The sequence below is a fragment of the Neisseria lisongii genome, assembly GCF_028463985.1.
In the GTDB taxonomy this organism is placed as follows: Bacteria; Pseudomonadota; Gammaproteobacteria; order Burkholderiales; family Neisseriaceae; genus Neisseria; species Neisseria lisongii.
This window is the reverse complement of sequence record NZ_CP116766.1, coordinates 1075998-1099726: the sequence shown is the minus strand read 5'-3', so window position 1 is coordinate 1099726 and position 23729 is coordinate 1075998. Positions and strand designations below refer to the sequence as shown.

Sequence of the window (23729 nt, the reverse complement as noted above, 5' to 3'; positions counted from 1 at the left end):
GCGGATTGTTTGCGGTTTTGGCTTTGTTGAAATTTACAAGCCCTGTTTTCAGACGGCCTGATGGTAGGGCTGCAAGGCATATTGAGTGGAATGTTACTATATAACATATTGATATTATAATTAATTTTGACAATCGGGCAAGATAGGAGAATAATGGATTACACAGTGAATTAAATTTAAATCAGGACGAGGCAATAAAGCCTCAGACGGTATGAGCAATACAGCAAGGCGAGATAACGCTGTACCGGTTTAAATTTAATTTACTGTATCTACTTTCACCACCCTGCTGAGGAGAGCATTATGAAAGCAATGGTTTATTACGGCGCTAACGATATCCGTTTTGAAGAAAAACCCAAAGCGCAGATTATCGAGCCTGGCGATGCGGTTGTCCGCATGATTAAAACCACCATTTGCGGTACGGACTTGGGCATTTGGAAAGGCAAAAATCCCGAAGTGGCGGCTGGGCGGATTTTAGGGCATGAGGGCATCGGGATTGTCGAAGAAGTCGGCAGTGCCGTGAAAAACATCAAAAAAGGCGACAAAGTTATTGTTTCCTGCGTGTCCAAATGCTGTTCGTGCGATTACTGTAAAGAGCAGATGTATTCCCACTGTCGCAACGGCGGCTGGATTTTGGGCTATATGATTGACGGTACGCAGGCGGAATATGTCCGCACGCCTTATGCCGACAACAGCCTGATTGTGTTGCCGGAAAATGTGAACGAAGAAGTGGCGCTGCTGCTGTCTGACGCTTTGCCGACCGCCCACGAAATCGGTGTACAATACGGCGATGTCCGCCCGGGCGATACCGTATTCATCGCCGGTGCCGGTCCTGTGGGTATGTCGGTGCTGCTGGCGGCGCAGTTATACAGCCCGTCCGCTATTATCGTATGCGATATGGACGAAAACCGTTTGAAACTGGCTAAAGAACTGGGTGCAACCCATACGGTAAATCCGATTTCGGACAATGTGGCTGAAAAAGTATTTGAAATTGCCGGTAAAGACGGCGTAGATGTCGCCATCGAAGCAGTCGGCGTACCTGCGACTTGGGATGTTTGCCAAGATGTGGTTAAAGCGGGCGGTAATATTGCGGTGGTCGGCGTTCACGGTACAAAAGTAGATTTTAATCTGGAAAAATTATGGATTAAAAATCTGAAAATTACCACCGGTCTGGTCAACAGCAATACCACCGAAATGCTGATGCGGGCGATTGCCACCAGCAGCGTTGATTACACCAAAATGATGACCCATCATTTCAAATTCAGCGAATTGGAACAGGCTTACGATGTTTTCAAACACGCCGCCGAACATAATGCCATGAAAGTGGTGTTGGCGTTTGAGTGAGCTGTCTGCTGATTAAAAAACACCCGAACCGTTTGGTTCGGGTGTTTTATTTCAAACAAGCAGCAACATTAATGGGCATCGCAGCCGCAGCTTTCGCCATGCTCCCCGCTGCAGCCGGAAACGGCTTCCTGCCATGCTTCGTCGTCGCCGTCGAATTCTTCTACTTCGTCAAATTCGCCGTTTTCAATCATGGCGGCCAATTCTTCCAGAGATTCTGCGCCCTCTACCCAAAAACAGGGAATATCCGGCGGGGTATCGGCGGCCAGCAGTGCGGCTTTGCCGTTGTGCCAGGCAAGCCAATAGCCGTTAGCGGTGTGGACAAATACGGATTCGGGATCAATGGTTTCGCCTTGCGTGCCGATTAGCATACGTTCGGCGATTTCCGGTTGGAAAGGCAACAGTTTCATGGGGATTCCTTTTAAATTTGGTCAAGTGGATTGTCGGTTTGTAATTCAGCGAAACAAAAAGTGCATGGCTTATTCATGCACTTTGGTTGTGTATCAGCTTCCGGTTAATTTCAACTGTTGGCCGGGGCTGAGGGTGTGGGCATTTTTGTTCAATCTGCGGATATCGTTGGCATCGATATTGAAGCGGCGTGCCACGCTGTCGATGGTGTCGCCTTTGCGCACGATATAAGACACGTTTTGAATGCGGCCGCTGCTTTGTGCTGCGGTCAGGTTGAGCAGTTGGCCTTTGCGGATATTGTTGCCTTTGATGTCGTTGGCAATAATCAGATCGGCAACGCTCAAATTATATCGTTGGGCAATGTTGAACAAAGTATCGCCTTCTTCCACCCGATGCGTTCCGGCCGGAGTCGGTGAAGCGTTGCTGCGGGCGATTTTGGTTTCGGTGCGTTTCTGCGTTTTGGCTCGGTTTTCCGCCAGTTTGGCGGCTCGTGCCTGTGCCGCCGCTTCTGCATTTTCAGCTTGGACAATGGCGGCTTTTACCGATTCGGAAGCATTCAGCCGCAGTGTGGAATCTTCTACCAGCGCCATCATCGGATCAACGGCTTCCCCGTTTTCAGACGGCCTCTCGGCAACGGTTGGGGTGATAACGGTTTCGGCAACGGTTTGTACCGGCTCATTGCGGACAACGGTTACAGTAGTAATATCGGGGTTGGTTGCCGCCGTTTGGGTTGCGGCAACGGTTTGGGCAATCACCGTTTCTGTAATGACCGGCGGTTGAACAACTGTTGCAGCCTTAACCGGCTCGACAGAAGCGGTTTGGCGGACAAAATCAGTAGTTTGCGTGGCGGGTTCGCTGCGGCTGACAAAGTTGATTTGGGTAGCCGGTGCGGCTTTTACCGGCATGGCGGCCATTGTCGGCATATCGGATTGATAAGTATCCGGCGAGTTGTCGATGTCGATAAAGTTTTGCGGAGTCGGGTTGCTCAGGCTGTTTTTGGCAACCAGAATGCTGCGGCCGGCGGAAAGGGTGTTGCTGCTGATGCCGTTCAAGCGTTTGAGTTCGGCAATGCTCATGCCGGTTTCGGCGGCAATCGAACTCAGGCTGGTGTTGCTGAACGGGGTGTAAATATCCCACGACAGCAGCCCGCCCGGATCGGCGTTGCGGTAGTTACGCTCGAAAGTGGCAACGGCTTCGGTCGGCAACAGCAGTTTGCGGTTGGCTTTAGGGATAAATACCGGCGCATTGAAACCGGGGTTCAGTGCCAAAAATTCGCTTTCGCTGATATTGGCCAGCCGTGCGATGGCGGCTTGGTCTATCGGTTTGTCGAGATGGACGGTTTGGAAATAGGGGCGGTTGACGATGTCGCTGATATTAAGTCCGAACGATTGCGGATTGGCAACAATATTTCGTACAGCCAAAAGTTTTGGCACATAATTGCGGGTTTCGTTCGGCATTCGCAGGTTTTCATAAGTCGGTTCCAAGCCTTGCGCACGTGCGCGATTGACGGCGCGTCCGACATTGCCTTCGCCCCAGTTGTATGCCGCCAGCGCCAGCGACCAGTCGCCGAACAGGCCGTGCAGATATTGCAGATAGTTTAATGCGGCATCGGTGGCGGCGTAAACGTCGTGGCGGCCGTCATACAGGGCGGTGCGTTCCAAGCCGTAGTGGCGGCCGGTGGCGGGCATAAACTGCCACAGGCCGGAAGCGCCGACGTGGGATTTGGCTTTGGTGACGAAGGCGCTTTCGATAAACGGAAGCAGGGCGATTTCCGCCGGCATATTGCGTTTTTTCACTTCGTTGGCAATATGGAAGAGATACGGTTTGCTGCGGTTGATGGTGCGGTCGAAATAGCTGCGGTTGGCGGTGAACTTGCTTTCGTGGCGGCGCACCAGTTCGGAATTGACTTCGCCGATGCGGAAATTCTGCCGCAATGAAGCCCACAGGCTGCCGCTGCCGAAGGTTTGGGCTTTTGCCTGCTGGAGGAGGGAGGCATTGAGCTGCATCACTGCCATACCGATTTGGTCGGGTGTGGGCGCTGCCTTGACGTGGGCGGCGCTGAGGACGGTCAGCCCCGATAAAACAGATACGAGGGTTTTTAATTTCGTCATAATTCAAGTAAATAGAAGATAGAATTTTTCACGTTTGATGGTACTGGCTGCGGTTTGCGCCGTCAAGAAAACGGGGCGGAATTTACCCTTGGTGTGGTTTTCTTGATGGAATGTTTACCGAATTGTCGGGGCATGGTTTCGGCGGGCGTGAGGCCGTCTGAAAAACGCCATCCGGTTTTCAGACGGCCTTGGCGGCTGACAAGTGTTGCATAATCTTATATATTGGGTATCGTGGTAAATTTAAACCGGTACTTTGTCTGCGGCTTTAGCGTCTTGTCCTGATTTAAATTTGCCGCAATATACTTTGCCGGAGGGAAGATGGAAACTTGGTTTGAAACAACGGCGGTCGGGCGTTATACGGCGCAGAAGGAGCGGGCTTTTTTTGCGCCTTATCTCAACGGCGGCAAAGATTGCACCGTGCGTTTGGGTGCGGCTTGGCTGAGGCCGTCTGAAAATGTGGTTTGCGTGCCGGAAGACGTGGCGATGGCGGCCGAGCTGCCCGCATTTGCGCTGCAGTCTTTGGATTGCCTGCTGCTGCCGCATACGCATGAATACAGTTCCCACCCGCTGCAAACGCTGCGTGCTGCCGCCGATATGTTGAAACACGGCGGTCGTTTGGTGCTGACGGGGTTTAATCCGCATTCGCTGTGGCGGTGGCGGCCGCGGTTTGACGGCACTGACCTGCCTTTGCGCCGACATTGCCTGCCGTTGCCGGAATTGAGCAATGAAATGAAACGCTTGGGATTCGACATGGAATACGGTAAATTTATGGTGTATATTCCGCCTGTCGCTTCGCCGAAAGCCATCAACCGTTGGCAATTTATGGAAAAAGCGGGCGACCGCTGGTGGCCGCAGGCGGCGGCGGTGTACGGTTTGGTGTGGGTGAAACGCTTCGCCGGCGTGCATCCTTTGGGCGACAGGGAAACGCTGCCCGATACGCTGCCGGTGGCGCTGGGTTTGGCAAAGTGCGGCGGTATGGAATGCACCGAAGAGAAGAAATATGGTTGAGTTCCGTCAAACGGTTTGGAACATATAGCGGTGCAGTAATATTTGGAAAGTAAAAATCATTATGCCTGAATTACCTGAAGTGGAAACCACGCGGCGGGGGATTGCGCCGCATATCGAGCATAAACAAGTAGCCGATGTGATTGTCCGCCAGTGCAAACTGCGCTGGCCGGTTTGTGAGGATTTGGCGGCGGTGTTGGCGGGGCAAACGGTGAAAGCCTGCCGTCGGCGTGCCAAATATCTGCTGATTGAATTGGAAACAGGGCTGCTGCTGATTCATTTGGGCATGTCGGGAAGCCTGCGGGTTTTTTCAGACGGCTGTGTGCCGCCGCCGGGCAAGCATGATCATGTGGATATTGTGTTTTCAGACGGCGTTACCCTGCGTTACCGTGATCCGAGGAAATTCGGGGCGGTGGTGTGGTATGAAGGGGCGGAGGAACATCATCCGCTGCTGGAAAAATTAGGCCCCGAGCCGCTGGGTGATGAATTTGACGCTGCGTATCTGTATGGCCGTCTGAAAACGCTCAAACGGGCGGTGAAAGCGGTGTTGATGGACAACAATATCGTGGTCGGCGTGGGCAATATTTATGCCAACGAAAGCCTGTTTCGGGCGGGAATTTCGCCGAAACGGGCGGCCAATCGGGTAACGAAAAAAGAAGCGGCGTTGCTGGTGGCGGAAATCCGTGCGGTGTTGCAGCGGGCGATTGAAACCGGCGGGAGTACGCTGCGGGATTTTGTCGATAGCGAGGGCAACAGCGGCTATTTCCAGCAGGAATATAATGTGTACGGTAGAAGCGGCGAACCTTGCCGACAATGCGGTACGCCGGTTGAAAAAACGGTTATCGGACAGCGGGGGACGTTTTATTGTCCGTCGTGTCAAAAATAAGATTTTATTCCATCATAAATAAAAGATTTGGCTGAGAAAACATTAAAATGTCAGAAAAAATTGCTTTATGCGGCCGTTTCAGACGGCTTTGCCGCCTGTCGGTGTGGCTGTGGCGCACGTTTTGTTCACTCCGTAAGTTGGACGGTAGTCGGGAAGCCGCCAATCAGGCGGTGATGGATTTGGGCAAGGGCGCATTGGCGGCTTTGGATATTGAGTTGGAAATCGGCACGCCGCCGCAACGTCCGCTGGGCGGTGCGCTGGTGGTGGCAAACCATGTGTCGTGGCTGGATATTTTTGCGATGAGTGCGGTGTATCCGAGCAGTTTTATCGCCAAACAGGAAATCAGCAAATGGCCGCTGCTGGGCAAAATGGGCAAGCAGGCGGGGACGGTGTTTATCAACCGCAATTCCCGCAGGGACATCGAGCCGATTAATCAGGCGATTGCGGCGGCATTGAAAGAGGGTAAAAACGTGAGTTTTTTCCCTGAAGCGAGAACGTCGTCGGGACGGGATATTCTGCCGTTTAAGGCGGCGCTGTTTCAGTCGGCCATCGATACCGATGCGCCGATTCAGGCGGTTACGCTGCGGTATTATGACGAAGCGGGGCGGCGGACGGATATTCCGTCTTATGCCGATGTAAACCTGCCGACTTCGCTGAATCGGATTGTCGCCATGAAGAAAATCCGTATCCGTTTGGATTTCGAGCCGCTGCTGAGGCCGTCTGAATTTCCTGATTGCGACCGCTTCGGCTTGAAAGACAAAGCAGAGGCGGCCATCGGCAAGCGGGTGGCGGAAGATGCGGCAAAGTTTGAGCAGGTTTGAAAATATTTGAAAACGTTTTGACCGGCAAGATAAAGTAAATCCACTATATTTTTGTTGCCGGTAAAAATAAACAATGATGACTTGATTATTTTTCAGACGGCATCATATAGCCCGAACAGGGCCGCTTGCCCGTTGATGTGATGATTGTTTGGTGTGTCGTTTGATTGGCTTAGGCAATTAAATACATTTGAACAATAAATTATGAAAATCACTGATATGAATGTACAATACGCATTCATGACTTCCCTTAGTTTTATCCATCAACCTTTTACAAGGAGTTTGAAATGGCATTGCAAGATATGACCGGTAAAAAAGTACCTAGCGTTGTTTTCCACACCCGCGTTGGCGATTCATGGAAAGACGTGAGCACTGAAGATTTGTTCGCAGGCAAAAAAGTAATCGTATTCTCTCTGCCCGGCGCATTTACCCCGACTTGTTCTTCTTCTCACCTGCCACGCTACAACGAGCTGGCTGCTGCGTTTAAAGAAAACGGTATCGACGCTATCTACTGCGTATCTGTAAACGATACTTTCGTGATGAACGCTTGGGCTGCCGACGAAGAGTCTGACAATATCTACATGATTCCGGACGGTAACTGTGAATTTACCGAAGGCATGGGCATGTTGGTTGACAAAAACGATCTGGGCTTCGGTAAACGCTCTTGGCGCTACTCTATGGTCGTAAATGACGGCGTAGTAGAAAAAATGTTCATCGAGCCTGAAGAGCCGGGCGATCCGTTCAAAGTATCTGATGCAGACACCATGCTGAAATACATCGCTCCGGATTGGAAAGCTCAAGAATCTATCGCCATCTTCACCAAACCAGGCTGCTCTTTCTGTGCGAAAGCCAAAGAAGCCCTGAAAGCCAAAGGCTTGGCATACGAAGAAATCGTATTGGGTAAAGACGCTACTGTAACTTCAGTACGTGCGATTACCGGCAAAGTAACTGCGCCTCAAGTATTCGTTGGCGGCCAATACATCGGCGGTAGCGAAGAGTTGGAAGCCTACTTGGCCAAATAATCCGGCTGATTGATTCGGGAAGCGGCTTTCGGGCTGCTTTCCTGAATTTCCGGCAAAAATCGGAGTTATTCAGGTAATCCGTGTTGCGTATGCGCCGTATTACCTGAGTAACTCTGTTTACTAATAATTGTTTGATATTTAAAACAGATTAAGGACAGAATATGAAAAAAATCCAAGCAGATGTCGTTGTAATCGGCGGCGGTACTGCCGGTATGGGCGCTTTCCGCAATGCCCGCCTGCACACAGACAATGTTTATCTGATTGAAAGCCATGTTTTCGGCACCACCTGCGCCCGTGTCGGCTGTATGCCTTCCAAGCTGCTGATTGCTGCCGCCGAAGCACGCCATCATGCGCTGCATACCGATCCGTTCGGCGTACATTTGGACAAAAACAGCATCAGCGTCAACGGTAAAGAAGTGATGAACCGTGTAAAATCCGAGCGAGACCGTTTTGTCGGCTTTGTGGTGGAAGACGTGGAAGCATGGCCGTCTGAAAAACGCATTATGGGTGCGGCAAAATTCATTGACGAACACACCGTCCAAATCGACGACCATACCCAAATCACCGCTAAAACATTTGTGATTGCCACCGGTTCCCGTCCGGTTATCCTGCCGCAATGGCAAGGCTTGGGCGACAAACTGATTATTAACGACGATGTCTTCTCTTGGGACGATCTGCCGCAAAGCGTTGCCGTATTCGGCCCCGGCGTTATCGGTTTGGAACTCGGTCAGGCGCTGAACCGCTTGGGTGTGAAAGTCGAAATTTTCGGCTTGGGCGGCTTTATGGGCGGCATTACCGACCCTGTGGTGCTGGAAGAAGCCAAAACCGTATTCGGCGAAGAATTGGCGCTGCATTTGGATGCCAAAACCGAAGTCAAACTCAATAGCGACGGCAAAGTCGAAGTACATTGGGAACAAAACGGCGAAAGCGGCGTATTTGCCGCCGACTATCTGCTCGCCGCTGTCGGCCGCCGTCCGAATGTGGACAACATCGGCTTGGAAAACCTGAATATCGACGTGGACGCACGGGGCGTGCCGGTTGCCGATCCGCTGACCATGCAGACCAGCATTCCGCATATCTTTATCGCAGGCGATGCTTCCAACCAACTGCCGCTGCTGCATGAGGCTTCCGACCAAGGCAAAATCGCAGGCGACAATGCCGGCCGTTACCCGAATATCCAAGGCGGTTTGCGCCGCAGCAGCATCGGCGTGGTATTTACCAACCCGCAAATCGCTTCCGTGGGTCTGCGTTTTGCCCAACTGCAAACCCGTTATCAGGAAAACGAATACGTTACCGGCGAAGTATCGTTCCGCAATCAGGGCCGCAGCCGTGTTATGCTGGTGAACAAAGGCCATATGCGGGTCTATGCCGAAAAAGCCACCGGCCTGTTTTTGGGCGCAGAAATTTTCGGCCCGGCTGCCGAACATTTGGCACACCTGCTGGCATGGGCGCACCAAATGAAGATGACCGTTCCACAAATGCTGGATATGCCGTTCTACCATCCGGTTATCGAAGAAGGTCTGCGCACCGCCTTGCGTGATGTGGCTGCCAAATTGTAATCTTCGCTGACTGATGGAATCACAAAAATCCGGTTTGCTGGTGCAAGCCGGATTTTTATATTTCATAACAGGCCGTCTGAAAATGCACTTTCCTCGTTTTTCAGACGGCCTTGTGATTGATAAAAAAACAGTCTATTCCGTTGTATCCACGTCAATAAACTTCCATTCGCCGCTTTGCAGGTTTTGCGTGTCCCAAGTCCCGAAATGGCTGCGGTGAAGCTGTTCGACACGGTTGCCGGCGGCGGCAATCATGCGTTTAACCTGATGATATTTGCCTTCAGTAATCGTCAGTTCCAAAATATGCGGTTCGCTCAAAACGGCATCCGCAGCAGCGACGGTTTCATTCTCATCGTGCAGCAGAACCCCGTTTTTCAGCGTTTCGCATAATTGATTGTCGGCGGCATGTTTCAAAGTAACACGGTAGCGTTTGGCGACCTTGTGTTTCGGCGAAGTCATACGGTGGTTGAACTGGCCGTCGTTGGTAATCAGCAATACGCCCGTGGTGTCGGCATCCAGCCTGCCGACTGCCTGCATATTGATTTGCCGCATATGATCGGGAAACAGGCTGAATACGCTGGGATAATCCCTCGGTTTGTGTGAAGTTTCATAATCGGATGGCTTGTTGAGCAGGATATAGAAATAGGGTAGCGGCACCACCACGACATCTTCGCCGTCGATGGTCAGACTTTGGACATTATCAGGTTGCACCGTATCTTTGGCTTGATTGCAGATTATGCCGTTGACAGCCACGCAGTCGTTATCAATCAGCCACTGGCACTGCTTGCGGCTGCCGATACCTTGTGCCTGTAAATATTTAAGCAGTTGCATAGTCGGATAAAACAGTCGGAATAAAGCAGGAATTGTAAGCGGAAACCGGATTTGCTGCAAAGACTGAAATTAAGGCCGTCTAAAAATGAACAAAGTAAATTTCTGCGCAGCCAAAAACAGCAAAAAAAACGCCCCTTTGGAAAAAGGGGACGCAAAAGGAACACAAACCACTACCAAAACTGTTTACAAAGCATACGCTCCTGAATGAAATTGATGGGCTGCCGGATAAAGCGCCTTAACCAAATCATTGGGCGACAGCGACAAATCCTTAGTGCCGGTGGTGAGCCGGCCATGTTGGGGAATCACTTCCAACAGACAGGCATCAGCGGCTTTCAACATCTCTTTTGTATGCCGCATCCGTCTTTGCAGAGCAGACATAATGCGGCGGTACAGCGAATCTTTTTGGTGCAGCGGGCGGGTTTGCCCCACCCAGCTCAAACGGGCTTGTAAGCGCTCGTCTTCAATCAGCAGAATCCCGGTGTCGTTTTCTCCGGCGGGCGTACACGGCAACCAAACATAATAACGGCCGTTTAACGTAATATACGCAGCATCGTGTACTTCGCACTCATCACAGAAACGGGTAGCCAGCAGGGAATAAGTCGTTTGCTGGTGCAGCCTCAGAATATCGAGAGCAACCTGCTTGAAAATATTTTCCGGCATATCGTCTCCCTTCGTTTCTGTGTGTCGTTTGCTGATGTGGTGCATTATGGCCGATAATTTGAAAAAATACAAATGATAATTGTTATTATTTAATATAAAATTTCTAAACTTATGATTTTAATAGTAATTAAATTTTAAAATTTTTTGATTTGTTTTGAATTTTGAGAAAATAGCAGAGTTTTGCTGTGATTGATGACTGTTTTGGTATTGCTTTGGGATTTATTCACTTTATATTTAGTCTCAATAGGCCGTCTGAAAATCGGATTTCGCAGTATCGAAACTTGATTTTCAGACGGCCTGTTTGCTGTTGTACTTTACGCTTTCTCCGTAGCCGCTTTGCTTTGCAGGGTTTTCAATACTTGTTTGACAGTGCGGATTCGGGTGTCGATGTTCTCCATTTCGGCACTGAAACGCAGTTTGTCGGCACCGGCGAGGCGGTATTGTTTGTCGGTCTGAATCAGCATAATGAGGTCGGCCGGATCAATGCGGTTTTGGCTGCCGAAGGTCAGGGTAAGGGCTTCGGCGGTGGCATCAATGGCGGTGATGCCGAGGGCTTTGGCCTGAATCCGCAGATGGTGGCTTTCGAGCAGGGTGGTTACGGCTTGGGCGGGTAGGCCGAAACGATCGACCAATTCTTCGTGTACGGCGTGAATCTGTTGTGGTGTTTCGCAGGTGGCGAGCCGTTTGTAGAGTACCAAGCGTTCGTGAATATCGGGGCAATAGTCTTCGGGAAGCAGTGCTGGGCTGTGCAGTTTGATTTCGGTGGTTACGCCCAAAGGAGCATCTAAATCGGGCTGGCGGCCTTTTTTCAAGTCTCGGACTGCCTGTTTGAGCATTTCGGTGTAGAGCGTGAAGCCGACCTGTATCATTTCGCCGCTCTGACCCTCGCCGAGAATTTCGCCTGCGCCCCGGATTTCCAAATCCTGCATGGCAAGGGTGAAGCCCGAACCCAATTCGTCGGCTTCGGCGACGGCATCCAAGCGTTTTTGGGCATCTTTGCTGATGTATTCGGGGGTGAGCAGGTAGGCGTATGCCTGATGGTGGCTGCGGCCGACCCGCCCGCGCAGTTGGTGGAGCTGGGCAATGCCGAATTTGTCGGCACGGTTGATGATGATGGTGTTGGCGTTGGGAATGTCGATACCGGTTTCGATGATGGTGGAACAGAGTAAGACGTTAAACCGCTGCTGTAGAAAATCCCGCATCACTTGTTCCAGCTCACGTTCCCGAAGCTGGCCGTGCGCCACGCCGATACGGGCTTCGGGAAGCAGGGTTTCGAGGCGTTCCCGCATATTTTCAATGGTTTCCACTTCATTGTGCAGGAAAAATACTTGTCCGCCGCGCTTGAGTTCACGCAATACGGCTTCGCGCACGCTGCCTTCGCTGAAGGGTTTGGCAAAGGTTTTCACCGACAGGCGGCGGCTTGGGGCGGTGGCAATCAGCGAGAAATCCCGCAGGCCTTCCAAGGCCATGCTCAGGGTGCGGGGAATCGGCGTGGCGGTCATGGTGAGGATATCGACATTGGCACGCAGGCGTTTGAGCTGTTCTTTTTGGCGTACGCCGAAACGGTGTTCTTCGTCAATAATTACTAAGCCTAAGTTTTTAAAGTGAATATCGTCCTGAACCAGTTTGTGGGTGCCAATCACGATATCGACCGTGCCGTCTGCCATGCCGGCGAGTGCAGCTTTGGTTTCTTTGCTGCTGTTGAAGCGGGACAGGGCGGCAACTTTGACCGGAAAATCGGCGAAGCGGTCGGCAAACTGTTGGGCGTGCTGCTCGACCAGAAGCGTGGTCGGTGCCAACACGGCGACCTGTCTGCCGCCCATCACGGCGACAAATGCTGCCCGCAGGGCGACTTCGGTTTTGCCGAAGCCGACATCGCCGCAAATCAGGCGGTCCATCGGTTTGGACTGCGTCAAATCTTTGATGGTGGCGGCAATCGCTGCTGCCTGATCTTCGGTTTCTTCATAGCCGAAACCGGCGGCAAATGCCTGATAGTCCAATTCGTTTAATTCGAACTGATGTCCGCTTTGGGCGGCACGTTGGGCGTAAAGGTTGAGCAGTTCGGCGGCGGTGTCCCGGGCTTTTTCGGCGGCTTTGCGTTTGGCTTTGTTCCATGCTGCCGTGCCTAATTTGTGCAGCTGCACATTTTCATGAGCCTGCCCCGAATAGCGGCTGATTAAGTGCAGGCTTGCCACCGGTACATAAAGCTGGGCTTCGCCGGCGTATTCGAGCAGCATCATTTCGGCGGTTTCGCCGCCCAAATCCATGGTGGTCAGCCCCATATAGCGGCCGATACCGTGTTCTTCGTGTACCACCGGATCGCCGATGTTGATTTCCGCCAAATCCCGCAACAGGCCGTCTGAAACCGCTGAATGTTTGCGGCGGCGGTGGTTTTTGGCACGGGCGACATATTGGTAAAGGTCGGATTCGGTAATGACGGCGAGGTTTTGTTCGGGAAGTTGGAAGCCGTGAGCCAGTGGCGCAACGGTCAGCATCAGCTTGTCGTGTGCCGACAAAAAGCCCTGCCAGTCGCCGACGGTTTTCGGTTTGATGCCGTTTTGCTGCATAAAGCCGAGCATGGTTTCACGCCGTCCCAAACTTTCGGCACACAATAAAACCCGCCCGTCAAAGGCCGTCTGAAAATCCAATAATGCCTGCAAGGGCTGCTCGGCTTGGCGGTTGACAGCGACATCGGGTAGGGTGTGATCGTTGCCGGATACATCGGGCCACACCTGAGGATAGTTTTTCAGACGGCCTGCAAACTGGTCGGAAGTGAGATATAAATGCTGTGGAAGCAAAGGCGGGTAGGTTTCGTCGCCCTGCGCCATTTGATAACGGGTTTTGACATCGCCCTGAAAACGGGCGGCTTCGGCGTGAACGTCGCCCAAACAGACCACCAGCGCTTCATCGCCGATATAGTCAAACAGCGTATCCAAGCCGTTTTCAAAAAACAGCGGCAAATAATATTCCACGCCCGCCCCGAAATGCCCGTTGCTGACCGCCCGATAAACAGTGGCGGCGTTGTAGTCGCCGCTGACCGTTTCCCGAAAACGGCTACGGAAGATTTTCTGTGCTTCCGAATCGGTCGGAAATTCGTGGGCGGGCAACAGACGGATTTCCGAAACCGGCGCAACCGTGCGCTGCGAATCGGGGTCGAAAATCTTAATGCTGTCGATTTCATCGTCAAACAAATCCAAGCGGTAAGGCACATCGCTACCCATCGGAAACAGATCGATAATACCGCCCCTGACGGCAAATTCGCCGCCCGCTACTACGTTGGACACATATTGGTATCCCGCCGCCGCCAAATCGCTTTTCAGTTTGCCCAGATCCAAACGCTGGCCGCTTTTGAGCCAGAATGTCCGTCCGCCCAAAAAAGCCGCCGGAGCAAGCTTCTGCATGGCGGTTGCCACCGGCACAAACACAATATCCGCCGATCGGCTTTTGATTTGCCACAAAGCCGCCAAGCGGTCGGACACCAAATCCTGATGCGGCGAAAAACGCTCGTAAGGCAGCGTTTCCCAGTCCGGCAGAAACACCGCCGTATCATGCGGCCGGAAAAAATGCCACGCCGTTTGCAGCCGCAAAGCCTGTTCGGCATCCTGCGTCAGCACCACTTTCAGCGTTTTCGGCGGCAGGCTGCGTGCCAGCGCCAAAGGCAGCGAACCGGTGGAAAGATTGAGCCAGCGGGCTTTTTCGCCTGCTTTGGGAAGCGGATAGTTCATCATCGGGAATCGGAATGCGGTCAAACGGAAAGAGGGAATTTTAACAGATTATGGCGCAAGGGAAGGCGGTTTATGCTGTTTGTCAAACAGGTTTTTATGGCGGCATTCAATATCGCAAAATACGCAAAAATGAAGCATATATTTTGCTGAAACCGTTTACGGGGCGGCAGATGTTTACGGTTAAGGCCGTCTGAAAATGCCGTTTTGCAGGAAAAAGCATTTTCAGACGGCCTTAGCGGTTCAGCGGGAGCGGGTAAGCGAGCCTAAAGAAGCCGACAGGCTCTGCGCCAGTTTTTTCAGCCCTGAAACCAGTTGGCTGCGGTTGGTTTCATTGACTTCCCGCTCAATCAGGCTGACGGCGATGCCGTAACCGGCACGGCCGGAATAGTCGGTTACCGCCACGCCGAAGCAGTGCATCCCCAGCCGCAGTTGGCCGTTGTCCACCGCATAACCTTGGCGGCGGACGGTTTCCAGTTCGGCAAACAGTTCTTCATGGTTGCGGACGCTGGTTTCGGTATAGGGCGGCGGCAGCTCGGGCAGCAGTTGCAGGATTTCGTCCTGCGGCAGCGTGCTGAGCATCACTTTGCCGGTGGCGGTAAATACGGCGGGCAGCTGCATACCCATGCGGAACTCAAAGCCCAGCGGTGCCTGCTGGCTGTTGCGGCAGGCGAGATACACCACTTGGTTGCCGCTCAAGGCACTCAGGGTCAGAGTGTAGGAATCCAGTTCGGGAATCCTGCTGATGGCCGTCTGAAAATCATTGACAATATTCTGTTGCGCCAAAAAACCGTTGGCCCAATACATTGTGTGTGCGCCCAAAACAAAATGGCGTTCGTCGGTTTTGCGGATTAAATCGGTCTGCAAAAGCTGCATCAGCAGGCCGTGTACGCTGCTGCGGGGCAGAGCCAGCTGCTTGGCGATGTCGGCACCGCTCAAGGGCGAACCGGCCTGCGTCAGCAAATTTAAAATACGGATGGCACGTTCGAGTGCGGGGGCGGTGGTTGCAGTTTTCATATTTACATTTTAAACAGTTGACAAGCCGCTGTCAGGCATTTTAAGATAAATTCATTATTTTGAACACTTGTTCGATATACTGAACAAATGTGGCGTGCGGAAGCAGTGTTCCGCCAAACCCGACCAACCCCCAAGTCTGCAAGGATAACGACAATGAATTCATTAGAGAAACTGAGAAACGCCCTGCCTAACGGCGCAGCCGTGATGTGCGACTGGTTTGCGGAATCTGCACAAAATGCAGTGATCAAAACCACCGACGGACGGGAATTTACCGATTTTGCCGGCGGTATCGGCGTGCTGAATACCGGCCATATGCACCCGAAAGTGGTGGCGGCGGTAGAAGCGCAGTTGAAAAAATTCAGCCACACCGCTTTCCAAGTTGTGCCTTACGGCAGCTATGTCGAACTGGCAGAACGGATTAACGCTTTGGTACCGATTAGCGGCAAAGTGAAAAGCCAATTCTTTTCCAGCGGCGCAGAAGCCGTAGAAAACGCCGTAAAAATCGCCCGTGCCTATACCAAACGGGACGGCATTATCGCCTTCGGCGGCGCATTCCACGGCCGTACACTGATGACGTTGGCGCTAACCGGCAAAGTGCAGCCTTATGCCGCCGATTTCGGCGCAATGCCGACCGGCGTGTACCATGCGCTGTATCCTTCCAAAACCCAAGATGTCAGCGTTGAAGAAGCGCTGAAAAGTATTAAACGCATTTTCAAAAGCGATATTGCACCGACCGATGTTGCCGCCATTATTCTTGAGCCGGTACAGGGCGAAGGCGGTTTCAATGTTTGTCCTCCGGAATTTATGCGTGCGCTGCGTGCAATTTGTGACGAACACGGCATTGTGCTGATTGCCGACGAAGTGCAGTCCGGCTTTGCCCGCACCGGCAAACTGTTTGCAATGGAACATTACGACGTTCAGGCAGACATTATGACCATGGCGAAAAGTATGGCCGGCGGCTTCGTGTTGAGTGGCGTGTCGGGCCGTGCAGAAATTATGGACGCACCACGTCCGGGCGGTTTGGGCGGTACTTATGCCGGTAACCCGCTGGGTGTTGCGGCATCGCTGGCAGTATTGGACGTAATTGAAGAAGAAAAACTGCTGCAACGTTCGCAACAGTTGGGCGAACGCCTGACCACCTTCCTGAAAGGTCTGAATGCACCGGAAATCAGCGATATCCGCGGTTTGGGTTCGATGGTGGCCGTGGAATTCGGTGATGACGAAAATCCGCGCACCGAATTTGCCGCCAAAGTGAAAAACTATGCAATGGCCAACAATCTGCTGCTGCTTACCTGCGGCGTACACGGCAACGTTATCCGCTTCCTGTATCCGCTGACGATTGAAGACGAACGCTTCGACCGTGCCTTGGAAATCATCAAACAAGGCGTGGAAGCCGCCCGAAGCTGATTTCAGGCAGGCAGTCCGTATTTTCAGACGGCCTCAAGCAATGAAAGGCCGTCTGAAAACCACATTCTTTCAATAAGATGCAGTGCAGTTGGAAACGATATGCAGAACGTACAGTATTTATTAAACCACCCCGATGTTTCGCTGACTCCGCTTTCAGACGGCATCGCCGTGAATAATCCGGCAACCGGCGAAATTTTGGCTTATGTGCGCAAAACCTCGGTTGATGAGTTAAACCAAAAAATCGGCCAAGCGGAAGCAGCGCAGCAGCAATGGCGGCAGAAAACCGCTTTGGAACGAGCCGATATTTTGTGGGCGTGGTATCGTGCTATTCACGAACACAAAGAAAATCTTGCCCGCCTGATGACGATGGAGCAGGGCAAAAGCCTGACCGAATCCCGCGGCGAAATGGATTATGCCGCCAGCTTTATCCGCTGGTTTGCCGAAGAAGCCCGCCGCATCGATGGCGATATTCTGACTTCGGTTAAGCCGACGCAGAAATTATTGGTTATCAAACAGCCGGTCGGCGTAACCGCCGCCATCACACCGTGGAATTTCCCGGCGGCGATGATTACCCGCAAAGCCGCCCCCGCATTGGCGGCAGGTTGCGCCATGTTGGTCAAACCCGCTTCGCAAACGCCGCTGACCGCCTATGCTTTGGCGAATTTGGCGTATCAGGCAGGCGTGCCGCAGGATTTGATGCCGATTGTCAGCGGCAAAGCGGCGCAAATCAGCGAAACCTTTGCCCACAATCCGATTGTCCGCAAAATCAGCTTTACTGGTTCGACCGAAGTCGGCGCAGAAATTTTCCGCCAATCTTCAGGTCAAATCAAAAAACTGAGCTTGGAATTGGGCGGCAATGCACCGTTTATCGTGTTTGACGATGCGGATTTGGACAAAGCGGCAGAAGGCTTGCTGGCAAGCAAATTCCGCAACAGCGGTCAAACCTGCGTCTGCACCAACCGTGTGTATGCCCATGCGGCGGTTTACGATGATTTTTGCGCCAAAGTTGCCGAAAAAGCGGCGCAACTGAAACTGGGCAACGGCTTGGAAAACGGCGTACAGCAAGGCCCGCTGATTGACGAAAAAGCCGTGGCAAAAGTCGAGCAGCACATTGCCGATGCTTTGGGCAAAGGCGCAAGCTGTCTGACCGGCGGCAAACGCAGCGATTTGGGCGGTTCGTTTTTCGAGCCGACCGTATTGAAAAACGTTACCTCTGAAATGGCAGTGGCGAAAGAAGAAACCTTCGGCCCGCTGTGTCCGGTGTTCCGTTTTGAAGATGAAGCGGATGTGGTACGCCAAGCCAACGATACCGAATTCGGTCTGGCAGCGTATTTCTTCACCGCAGATACCGCCCGTCAATGGCGTGTCGGCGAAGCCTTAGAATACGGCATGGTCGGCGTAAACACAGGCTTAATCAGCAATGAAGCGGCTCCGTTCGGCGGCATTAAGTCCAGCGGTTTGGGTCGTGAAGGCAGCCGTTACGGCATCGAAGAATATTTGGAAATCAAATATATGTGTGTCGATGTCGGTTGATGTTGCCTGATGGTCGGGCAGTTTGCTCAAACAGGTTGCCCGACTTCTATTATCAATTCACTTTGGTGGATAAACAAAGTGAGGCCGTCTGAAAACGGCATTTTGTAAACTGAAATCTATTGTGGGCATTCGGGTGATTCGGAAAACAATAAACCAGACCCGAAAGCACAGTTTTTTAATGAAAGATATCAGCAAGTCTAAGGGAGATACAGATGTCTGATGTTCTGAAAGCTGAAAAGATTACCTTTACCGAAGGAGTGGCGATGATTATCGGCACCAATATCGGTGCGGGGATTTTGTCGGTGTCGTATGCGGCACGCAAAGCGGGTTATTTACCGCTGCTGTTCTGGCTGGTGGTGGTCGGCGTGATTACCACGATTACCATGCTTTATGTCGCCGAAGCCACGCTGCGTACCCGCCAACACGAGCAGTTGAGCGGTTTGGCCAAACGCTATGTCGGCAAATGGGGTTCGTGGCTGATGTTTGCTTCGGTAACGGTCAATGCGCTGGGCGCACTGGTTGCCTACATGGGCGGCAGCGGCAGGCTGATGAATTCCCTGTTCGGTATCGATAAAGGCTTGGGCAGCATTCTGTTTTTTATTCCGGCAGCGCTGGTGTTGGGCTTGGGTCTGAAAGCCTTAGGCCGCAGCGAAAAAGTGATTACTGCATTGATGGTGGCAATGCTGCTGGTGTTGGTGGGCGCAACGCTGCTGTTCCCGCAAACCAATTTCGAACATTTACTGGACGGCAGTTGGGCATATATGGTGCCGGTGTTCAATCTGGTGGTGTTTATCTATTGCGCACAATATATCGTGCCTGAAATGGCGCGCGGCTTGGCGCACAAGCCCGAACAGTTGCCCAAAGCGATTATTACCGGCATGACCTGTACGTTTGTCTTGATTGCCTTGGTGCCGCTGTCGGTGATTTCGCTCAACGGCTTGGACAATATTACCGAAGTCGCCACCATCGCATGGGGACAGGCTTTGGGCAGTTGGGCATTTTTCACCGCCAACGGTTTTGCCCTGTTTGCCATGCTGACTTCCTACTGGGGTATCGGCGGCAGCTTCCTGACCAATATCGCCGACCGCTTCAGCTTGCCGGTAGACGACAATAAAAAAGCCCGTTTCCTTGCCGTAGCGATTGTTTCTTTGCCGCCTTTCGTGCTGGCGTACAGCGGCATGGTGGGATTTGTGGATGCACTGTATTTTGCCGGCGTATTCAGCGGCGTGGTGTTGAGCATCGTTCCGTTTCTGATTATCAAAGGCGCACGGGCAAACGGTGAAATCCAACCGCAATGGCGTTGCCCCGACTGGATGCTGTCGCCGCTGGTGTATTGCCTGATTTTCCTGCTGTATTCCGCCAGCGCCGTGTATGCGGTTGCCGCCAAACTGAACATGTTGCCGGCAGGCTGGTAATGCAAAATCCCGTTTTCAGACGGCCTCATTCAGGTGAATTTTGCATAAAAATATAAAATGTTGATTTTAAACGATTAAAAAATCATCAAATCGGTTGCTAAAAAACGTATTGTTAGATAGTATAAAAACTCAAAATGATTATTTGTTCACATATTATCTTTTAATATCAAATAGATAATTATTTTATTTGCAGAAATATAAGTCTAATTTTTCCAACCCTTTTGTATGCGAGGAGAGAACCATGCAAAAATTAAAACATTTCATCAATGGCGAATATGTAGAACCTAAAGGTTCGGAATATTTCGACCTGATCAGTCCGGTAACCGGCGAAGCCTATGCGCAATCGCCGATCGGCACCGATGCCGATGTGGAAGCTGCTTATGCCGCCGCCGCCACCGCATTCCAAGAATGGAAACGCTCTACGCCGTCTATGCGCCAAAAAGCCCTGCTGGCATTGGCCGATGCGATTGAAGCCAACGGCGACAAACTGGTTGAAGTGCAAAGTCGTGAAACCGGTCAGATTAAGAGCCTGATTGCCAGCGAAGAAGTAGCGACTTCCGCCGACCAAATCCGCTTTTTGGCAGGTGCAGCACGCTGCTTGGAAGGCAAATCCACCGGCGAATATCTGGCAGGCACCACTTCCAGCATCCGCCGCGAGCCTTTGGGCGTAGTGGGTCAGGTAACACCGTGGAACTATCCGCTGATGATGGCGGTTTGGAAAATTGCACCGGCACTGGCTGCGGGCAATACTGTGATTCTGAAACCGAGCGACACCACTCCGCAAAGCACACTGCTGCTGGCCGAGTTGGCTGCACCGCTGTTCCCGAAAGGCGCAATCAACGTCCTGCTGGGTAAAGCCGATACCGGCAGCAAAATCGTTTCATTGCCGGGCGTAGCGATGGTATCGATTACCGGCTCTGTGCGTGCCGGTATCCAAGTGGCGAAAACTGCTTCCGAACATCTGGCGCGTCCGCACTTGGAACTGGGCGGTAAAGCGCCGGTTGTGGTGTTTGCCGATGCCAATTTGGAACGTGCCGCCGAGCATATCGCCATTACCGGCTTCTTCAATGCCGGTCAAGACTGTACCGCCGCTTCCCGTGTTTTGGTTGAGGCCAGCGTGTACGACAAATTTGTCGAACTGATGGTCGAACAGGCGAAAAATACCAAATTCGGTTCGCCTGACGATGAAGACGCACTCTACGGCGCATTGAACAACCAAAACCAACTGGAACGTGTATCCGGCTTCTTCGACCGTTTGCCGTCTTACGCCAAAGTAGAAACCGGCGGCAAACGTGCCGACCGTCCGGGCTTCTATTTCGAGCCGACCATTATTACCGGCCTGAAACAGGAAGACGAAGCCATTCAGACCGAAGTGTTCGGCCCGGTGATTACCATTCAGAAATTTGAAAACGACGACGAAGCGCTGGCAATGGCCAACGGCGTGGATTACGGTTTGGCATCAAGCGTATGGACCGCCGACCATTCCCGTGCGCAACGCTTCAGCCGCGAATTGGATTTCGGTACCGTGTGGATCAACACCCATATCCCATTGACCGGCGAAATGCCGCACGGCGGTTTCAAAATGTCGGGCTACGGCAAAGACCTGTCGCTCTACGCTTTGGAAGAATACACCCGTATCAAACATGTGATGAGCAATCACGAATTATAAATAGAGGAGAAAAACCATGTCTTACGAAACTTTGATCCGTAACTACATGCAGGCTTGGAACGACCATAACCCGCAAGCCGCAGGTGAGTTTTTGGCTGAAGACGTTACCTTTTACGATGCCAGCATCGGCACACCGCTGGAAGGTCGTACCAACGTGCGGGACAACGGTATCGCCCTGTTTATCGGCGCTGTACCCGATGTAAAATGGGAAATGACCAGTCCGCCGATTGTCGGCCCGGACGGCATTGCCTACCAATGGCGTTTTTCCGGCACCAATACCGGTGCATGGGACGAAAACACACCGGCTACCGGCAAAGCCTTTGCGTTTGAAGGTGCAACCTTTATCCGCATCAAAGACGGTAAAATCGCTTACCAAGGCGACTATTACGACGCTCTGAATTTCCACAAACAACTGGGCTGGCTGTAATACCGCCGCTCTCTGACTGCGGATAACAGCAGTCAGCAGACGGAAACGGTCTGATGTGAGGTCAACATCAGACCGTTTTTTTGCAAGGCCGTCTGAAAACTTACGGTTTTCAGACGGCCTGATTTCAATCCGGTTGGTGTCCGGCAAATTTTCCGTATAATAATGAACCATATCTTGACCGAATCTGAAAGGAGCGAAAGTGAAAACTGTTCATCTCAAACATATCGAATTGGGCGCAGGTGTGCCGAAAATTGCTGTGCCGCTGGTGGCGAAAGATTCAGACGGCCTGTTGCAGGCGGTGGCGGCGGTGCGGCAGGTTGGAGCGGATATTGTTGAATTTCGGGCAGACTTTCTGGAAAACGCAGGCAATGTCGATTTTGTGCTGGCACAAACGGCGCTGGTGCGGGAAGCCTTACCGGATACGCCGCTGCTGTTTACCTTCCGGCGGTCGGCAGAGGGCGGCAGTTTCCCGTGCAGCGACAGCGATTATTTTGCCCTGTTGCAGCGGGTTGCCGTATCGGGTTTGATTGATATGCTGGATATTGAGTTGTTTGCCGGGAAAGCGGGTGTACAGCAGACGATTGCAGCGGCGAAAGCAGTAGGGGTGGCGGTATTGCTGTGCAACCATGATTTTCAGGCAACGCCGCCGCAACCGGAAATCACAGGCCGTCTGAAAAGCATGGCGGAACTTGGGGCGGACGTGTGCAAAATTGCGGTGATGCCGCAATCGGCAGACGATGTGCTGACGCTGCTGGCGGCTACGGCGGAAGCCCGTAAAGCGATAGATTGCCCGATTGTTACCATGTCTATGGGCAAACTGGGCGCAATCAGCCGTTTGGCAGGGCAGACTTTCGGTTCGGCGATGACGTTCGGCACAGCAGGGCAGGAATCAGCGCCGGGGCAGATTCCTGCGGATAAACTGCGGGAAATTTTGGCAGCGTTATCGCTCGGTTGAAACACCTTCCCTAAGCACCAATCAGGCGGCGTGTCTGCTTTTGCGGCGGGCGCGCCAGATTTCGATAACGGCAGGCAATACGGAAAGCACGATAATGGCGAGCATCACCAAGCTCAGATTGTTTTTGACAAACGGGATATTGGCGAAAAAATAGCCGCCGTAAGCAAACAGCACAACCCATAAGACAGCGCCGATGATGTTGTAGCGGATAAAGGCGGCATACGGCATATTGCCCATGCCGGCGACAAACGGGGCAAAGGTGCGGACAATCGGCACAAAGCGGGCAATAATGATGGTTTTGCCGCCGTGTTTTGCGTAAAACGCATGAGTTTTGTCCAAATAGCTGCAGCGGAAAATTTTAGAATCAGGATTGGCAAACAGCTTGGTGCCGAAATATTTGCCGATGATGAAATTGACCGCATCGCCGAGAATAGCAGCGATAATCAGCAGCAGCACCATCAGATGAATATCGACCGCCCCCACCGCCGCAATGCCGCCTGCGGCAAACAGCAGCGAATCGCCCGGCAGAAACGGCGTGGCAACCAGACCGGTTTCGCAGAAAATAATCAGAAACAGAATGGCATACAGCCAAACGCCGTATTGCAGCGATAATTCGGTCAGGTGGACATCGATATGAAGGATAAAGTCAATCAGGCTGGCGATCATGATGAATTCCGGCAAAGAGATTTGAGGGGTAGCTTGGATGTAAGCCGTCTGAAAACGGTGTTTTTATTTTATATCCCGCTTTCGGATAAGCAGTCGGACAACAGAAAAAAGCCATTCTACCATTTATCGGTTGATTTTTTCTTTTTTCCTGCACCGGTGCTTCAAAACCGTTTGCAGCAAAATATAGTGGAATAATCTTAAAGCACTCCGGCGTTGGCTTTGCCCGGCTCAAAGTTTTATAACCGGATGAAACGGCCATCCGGACAAAACCTGTCTTGTATTA

At 52.1% G+C, this 23729-nt stretch carries 20 protein-coding genes; 12 read left to right on the top strand and 8 right to left on the bottom strand.

All coding sequences use genetic code 11. The features are described from left to right. Window positions 1-300 precede the first annotated feature (300 nt). Window positions 301-1341, top strand: coding sequence for a zinc-dependent alcohol dehydrogenase family protein (locus tag PJU73_RS04900; protein WP_237090582.1), 1041 nt, complete (start codon window positions 301-303; stop codon window positions 1339-1341). A 68-nt stretch (window positions 1342-1409) separates the two neighbouring features. On the opposite strand, the gene PJU73_RS04895 is transcribed toward PJU73_RS04900, so the two are convergent. Further along, complete coding sequence (locus tag PJU73_RS04895; protein ID WP_237090581.1) at window positions 1410-1748, bottom strand: general secretion pathway protein GspG; 339 nt, start codon at window positions 1746-1748, stop codon at window positions 1410-1412. Between the two features lie 93 nt (window positions 1749-1841). Continuing rightward, on the bottom strand, window positions 1842-3857 hold the full coding sequence (locus PJU73_RS04890) for a lytic transglycosylase (RefSeq protein WP_237090580.1): 2016 nt from the start codon (window positions 3855-3857) through the stop codon (window positions 1842-1844). Between the two features lie 318 nt (window positions 3858-4175). On the opposite strand from PJU73_RS04890, the gene PJU73_RS04885 reads away from it, so the two are divergent. The 5 genes from PJU73_RS04885 to PJU73_RS04865 all read left to right on the top strand — a co-directional run bounded on the left by PJU73_RS04885 (window position 4176) and on the right by PJU73_RS04865 (window position 9147). Then, window positions 4176-4865 (top strand): class I SAM-dependent methyltransferase, encoded by a 690-nt coding sequence (locus tag PJU73_RS04885; protein ID WP_237090579.1) that lies wholly within the window; start codon window positions 4176-4178, stop codon window positions 4863-4865. A 61-nt stretch (window positions 4866-4926) separates the two neighbouring features. Next, on the top strand, window positions 4927-5748 hold the full coding sequence (gene mutM / locus PJU73_RS04880) for a bifunctional DNA-formamidopyrimidine glycosylase/DNA-(apurinic or apyrimidinic site) lyase (RefSeq protein WP_237090578.1): 822 nt from the start codon (window positions 4927-4929) through the stop codon (window positions 5746-5748). A 47-nt stretch (window positions 5749-5795) separates the two neighbouring features. Then, window positions 5796-6569, top strand: coding sequence for a 1-acylglycerol-3-phosphate O-acyltransferase (locus tag PJU73_RS04875; RefSeq protein ID WP_237090577.1), 774 nt, complete (start codon window positions 5796-5798; stop codon window positions 6567-6569). 284 nt (window positions 6570-6853) lie between these two features. Further along, entirely contained in the window at window positions 6854-7588 is a 735-nt protein-coding gene (locus tag PJU73_RS04870) for a glutathione peroxidase (RefSeq protein WP_237090576.1), read from the top strand. 161 nt (window positions 7589-7749) lie between these two features. After that, a complete protein-coding gene (locus PJU73_RS04865; RefSeq protein ID WP_237090575.1) occupies window positions 7750-9147 on the top strand; it encodes a dihydrolipoyl dehydrogenase in 1398 nt (465 codons plus the stop codon). A 132-nt stretch (window positions 9148-9279) separates the two neighbouring features. Here the strand turns inward: PJU73_RS04865 and PJU73_RS04860 are convergent, their stop codons facing one another. From PJU73_RS04860 to PJU73_RS04845, 4 genes are all read right to left on the bottom strand, one after another. Then, window positions 9280-9975: a pseudouridine synthase gene (locus PJU73_RS04860; RefSeq protein WP_237090574.1), complete on the bottom strand. Its 696-nt coding sequence runs from the start codon at window positions 9973-9975 to the stop codon at window positions 9280-9282. Window positions 9976-10158: 183 nt separating this feature from the next. Continuing rightward, window positions 10159-10635: an NGO0322 family iron-responsive protein gene (locus PJU73_RS04855; RefSeq protein ID WP_237090573.1), complete on the bottom strand. Its 477-nt coding sequence runs from the start codon at window positions 10633-10635 to the stop codon at window positions 10159-10161. A gap of 314 nt (window positions 10636-10949) precedes the next feature. Continuing rightward, a complete protein-coding gene (gene mfd / locus PJU73_RS04850; RefSeq protein WP_237090659.1) occupies window positions 10950-14360 on the bottom strand; it encodes a transcription-repair coupling factor in 3411 nt (1136 codons plus the stop codon). A gap of 240 nt (window positions 14361-14600) precedes the next feature. After that, the gene (locus tag PJU73_RS04845) at window positions 14601-15374 is read right to left on the bottom strand and encodes an IclR family transcriptional regulator (RefSeq protein WP_237090572.1); all 774 of its coding nucleotides are present in this window, start codon (window positions 15372-15374) and stop codon (window positions 14601-14603) included. Between the two features lie 153 nt (window positions 15375-15527). Between PJU73_RS04845 and gabT the strand changes: the two genes are divergently transcribed. From gabT to aroD, 6 genes are all read left to right on the top strand, one after another. Next, window positions 15528-16781 carry a 4-aminobutyrate--2-oxoglutarate transaminase gene (gene gabT / locus PJU73_RS04840; RefSeq protein WP_237090571.1) on the top strand — a complete coding sequence of 418 codons (1254 nt, stop codon included), beginning with the start codon at window positions 15528-15530 and terminating at the stop codon, window positions 16779-16781. A 99-nt stretch (window positions 16782-16880) separates the two neighbouring features. After that, window positions 16881-18314 (top strand): NAD-dependent succinate-semialdehyde dehydrogenase, encoded by a 1434-nt coding sequence (locus PJU73_RS04835; RefSeq protein ID WP_237090570.1) that lies wholly within the window; start codon window positions 16881-16883, stop codon window positions 18312-18314. A gap of 212 nt (window positions 18315-18526) precedes the next feature. Beyond that, window positions 18527-19729 carry an aromatic amino acid transport family protein gene (locus PJU73_RS04830; protein WP_237090569.1) on the top strand — a complete coding sequence of 401 codons (1203 nt, stop codon included), beginning with the start codon at window positions 18527-18529 and terminating at the stop codon, window positions 19727-19729. A 241-nt stretch (window positions 19730-19970) separates the two neighbouring features. Next, on the top strand, window positions 19971-21398 hold the full coding sequence (locus PJU73_RS04825; RefSeq protein WP_237090568.1) for a gamma-aminobutyraldehyde dehydrogenase: 1428 nt from the start codon (window positions 19971-19973) through the stop codon (window positions 21396-21398). Window positions 21399-21414: 16 nt separating this feature from the next. Next, window positions 21415-21825, top strand: coding sequence for an ester cyclase (locus PJU73_RS04820; RefSeq protein ID WP_237090567.1), 411 nt, complete (start codon window positions 21415-21417; stop codon window positions 21823-21825). 199 nt (window positions 21826-22024) lie between these two features. Then, window positions 22025-22780, top strand: coding sequence for a type I 3-dehydroquinate dehydratase (aroD, locus tag PJU73_RS04815; protein ID WP_237090566.1), 756 nt, complete (start codon window positions 22025-22027; stop codon window positions 22778-22780). 21 nt (window positions 22781-22801) lie between these two features. Here the strand turns inward: aroD and PJU73_RS04810 are convergent, their stop codons facing one another. Next, entirely contained in the window at window positions 22802-23446 is a 645-nt protein-coding gene (locus PJU73_RS04810; protein WP_237090565.1) for a DedA family protein, read from the bottom strand. Further along, window positions 23427-23705: a hypothetical protein gene (locus PJU73_RS04805; protein ID WP_237090564.1), complete on the bottom strand. Its 279-nt coding sequence runs from the start codon at window positions 23703-23705 to the stop codon at window positions 23427-23429. Before PJU73_RS04805 ends, PJU73_RS04810 begins: the two co-directional genes overlap by 20 nt. Window positions 23706-23729 lie beyond the last annotated feature (24 nt).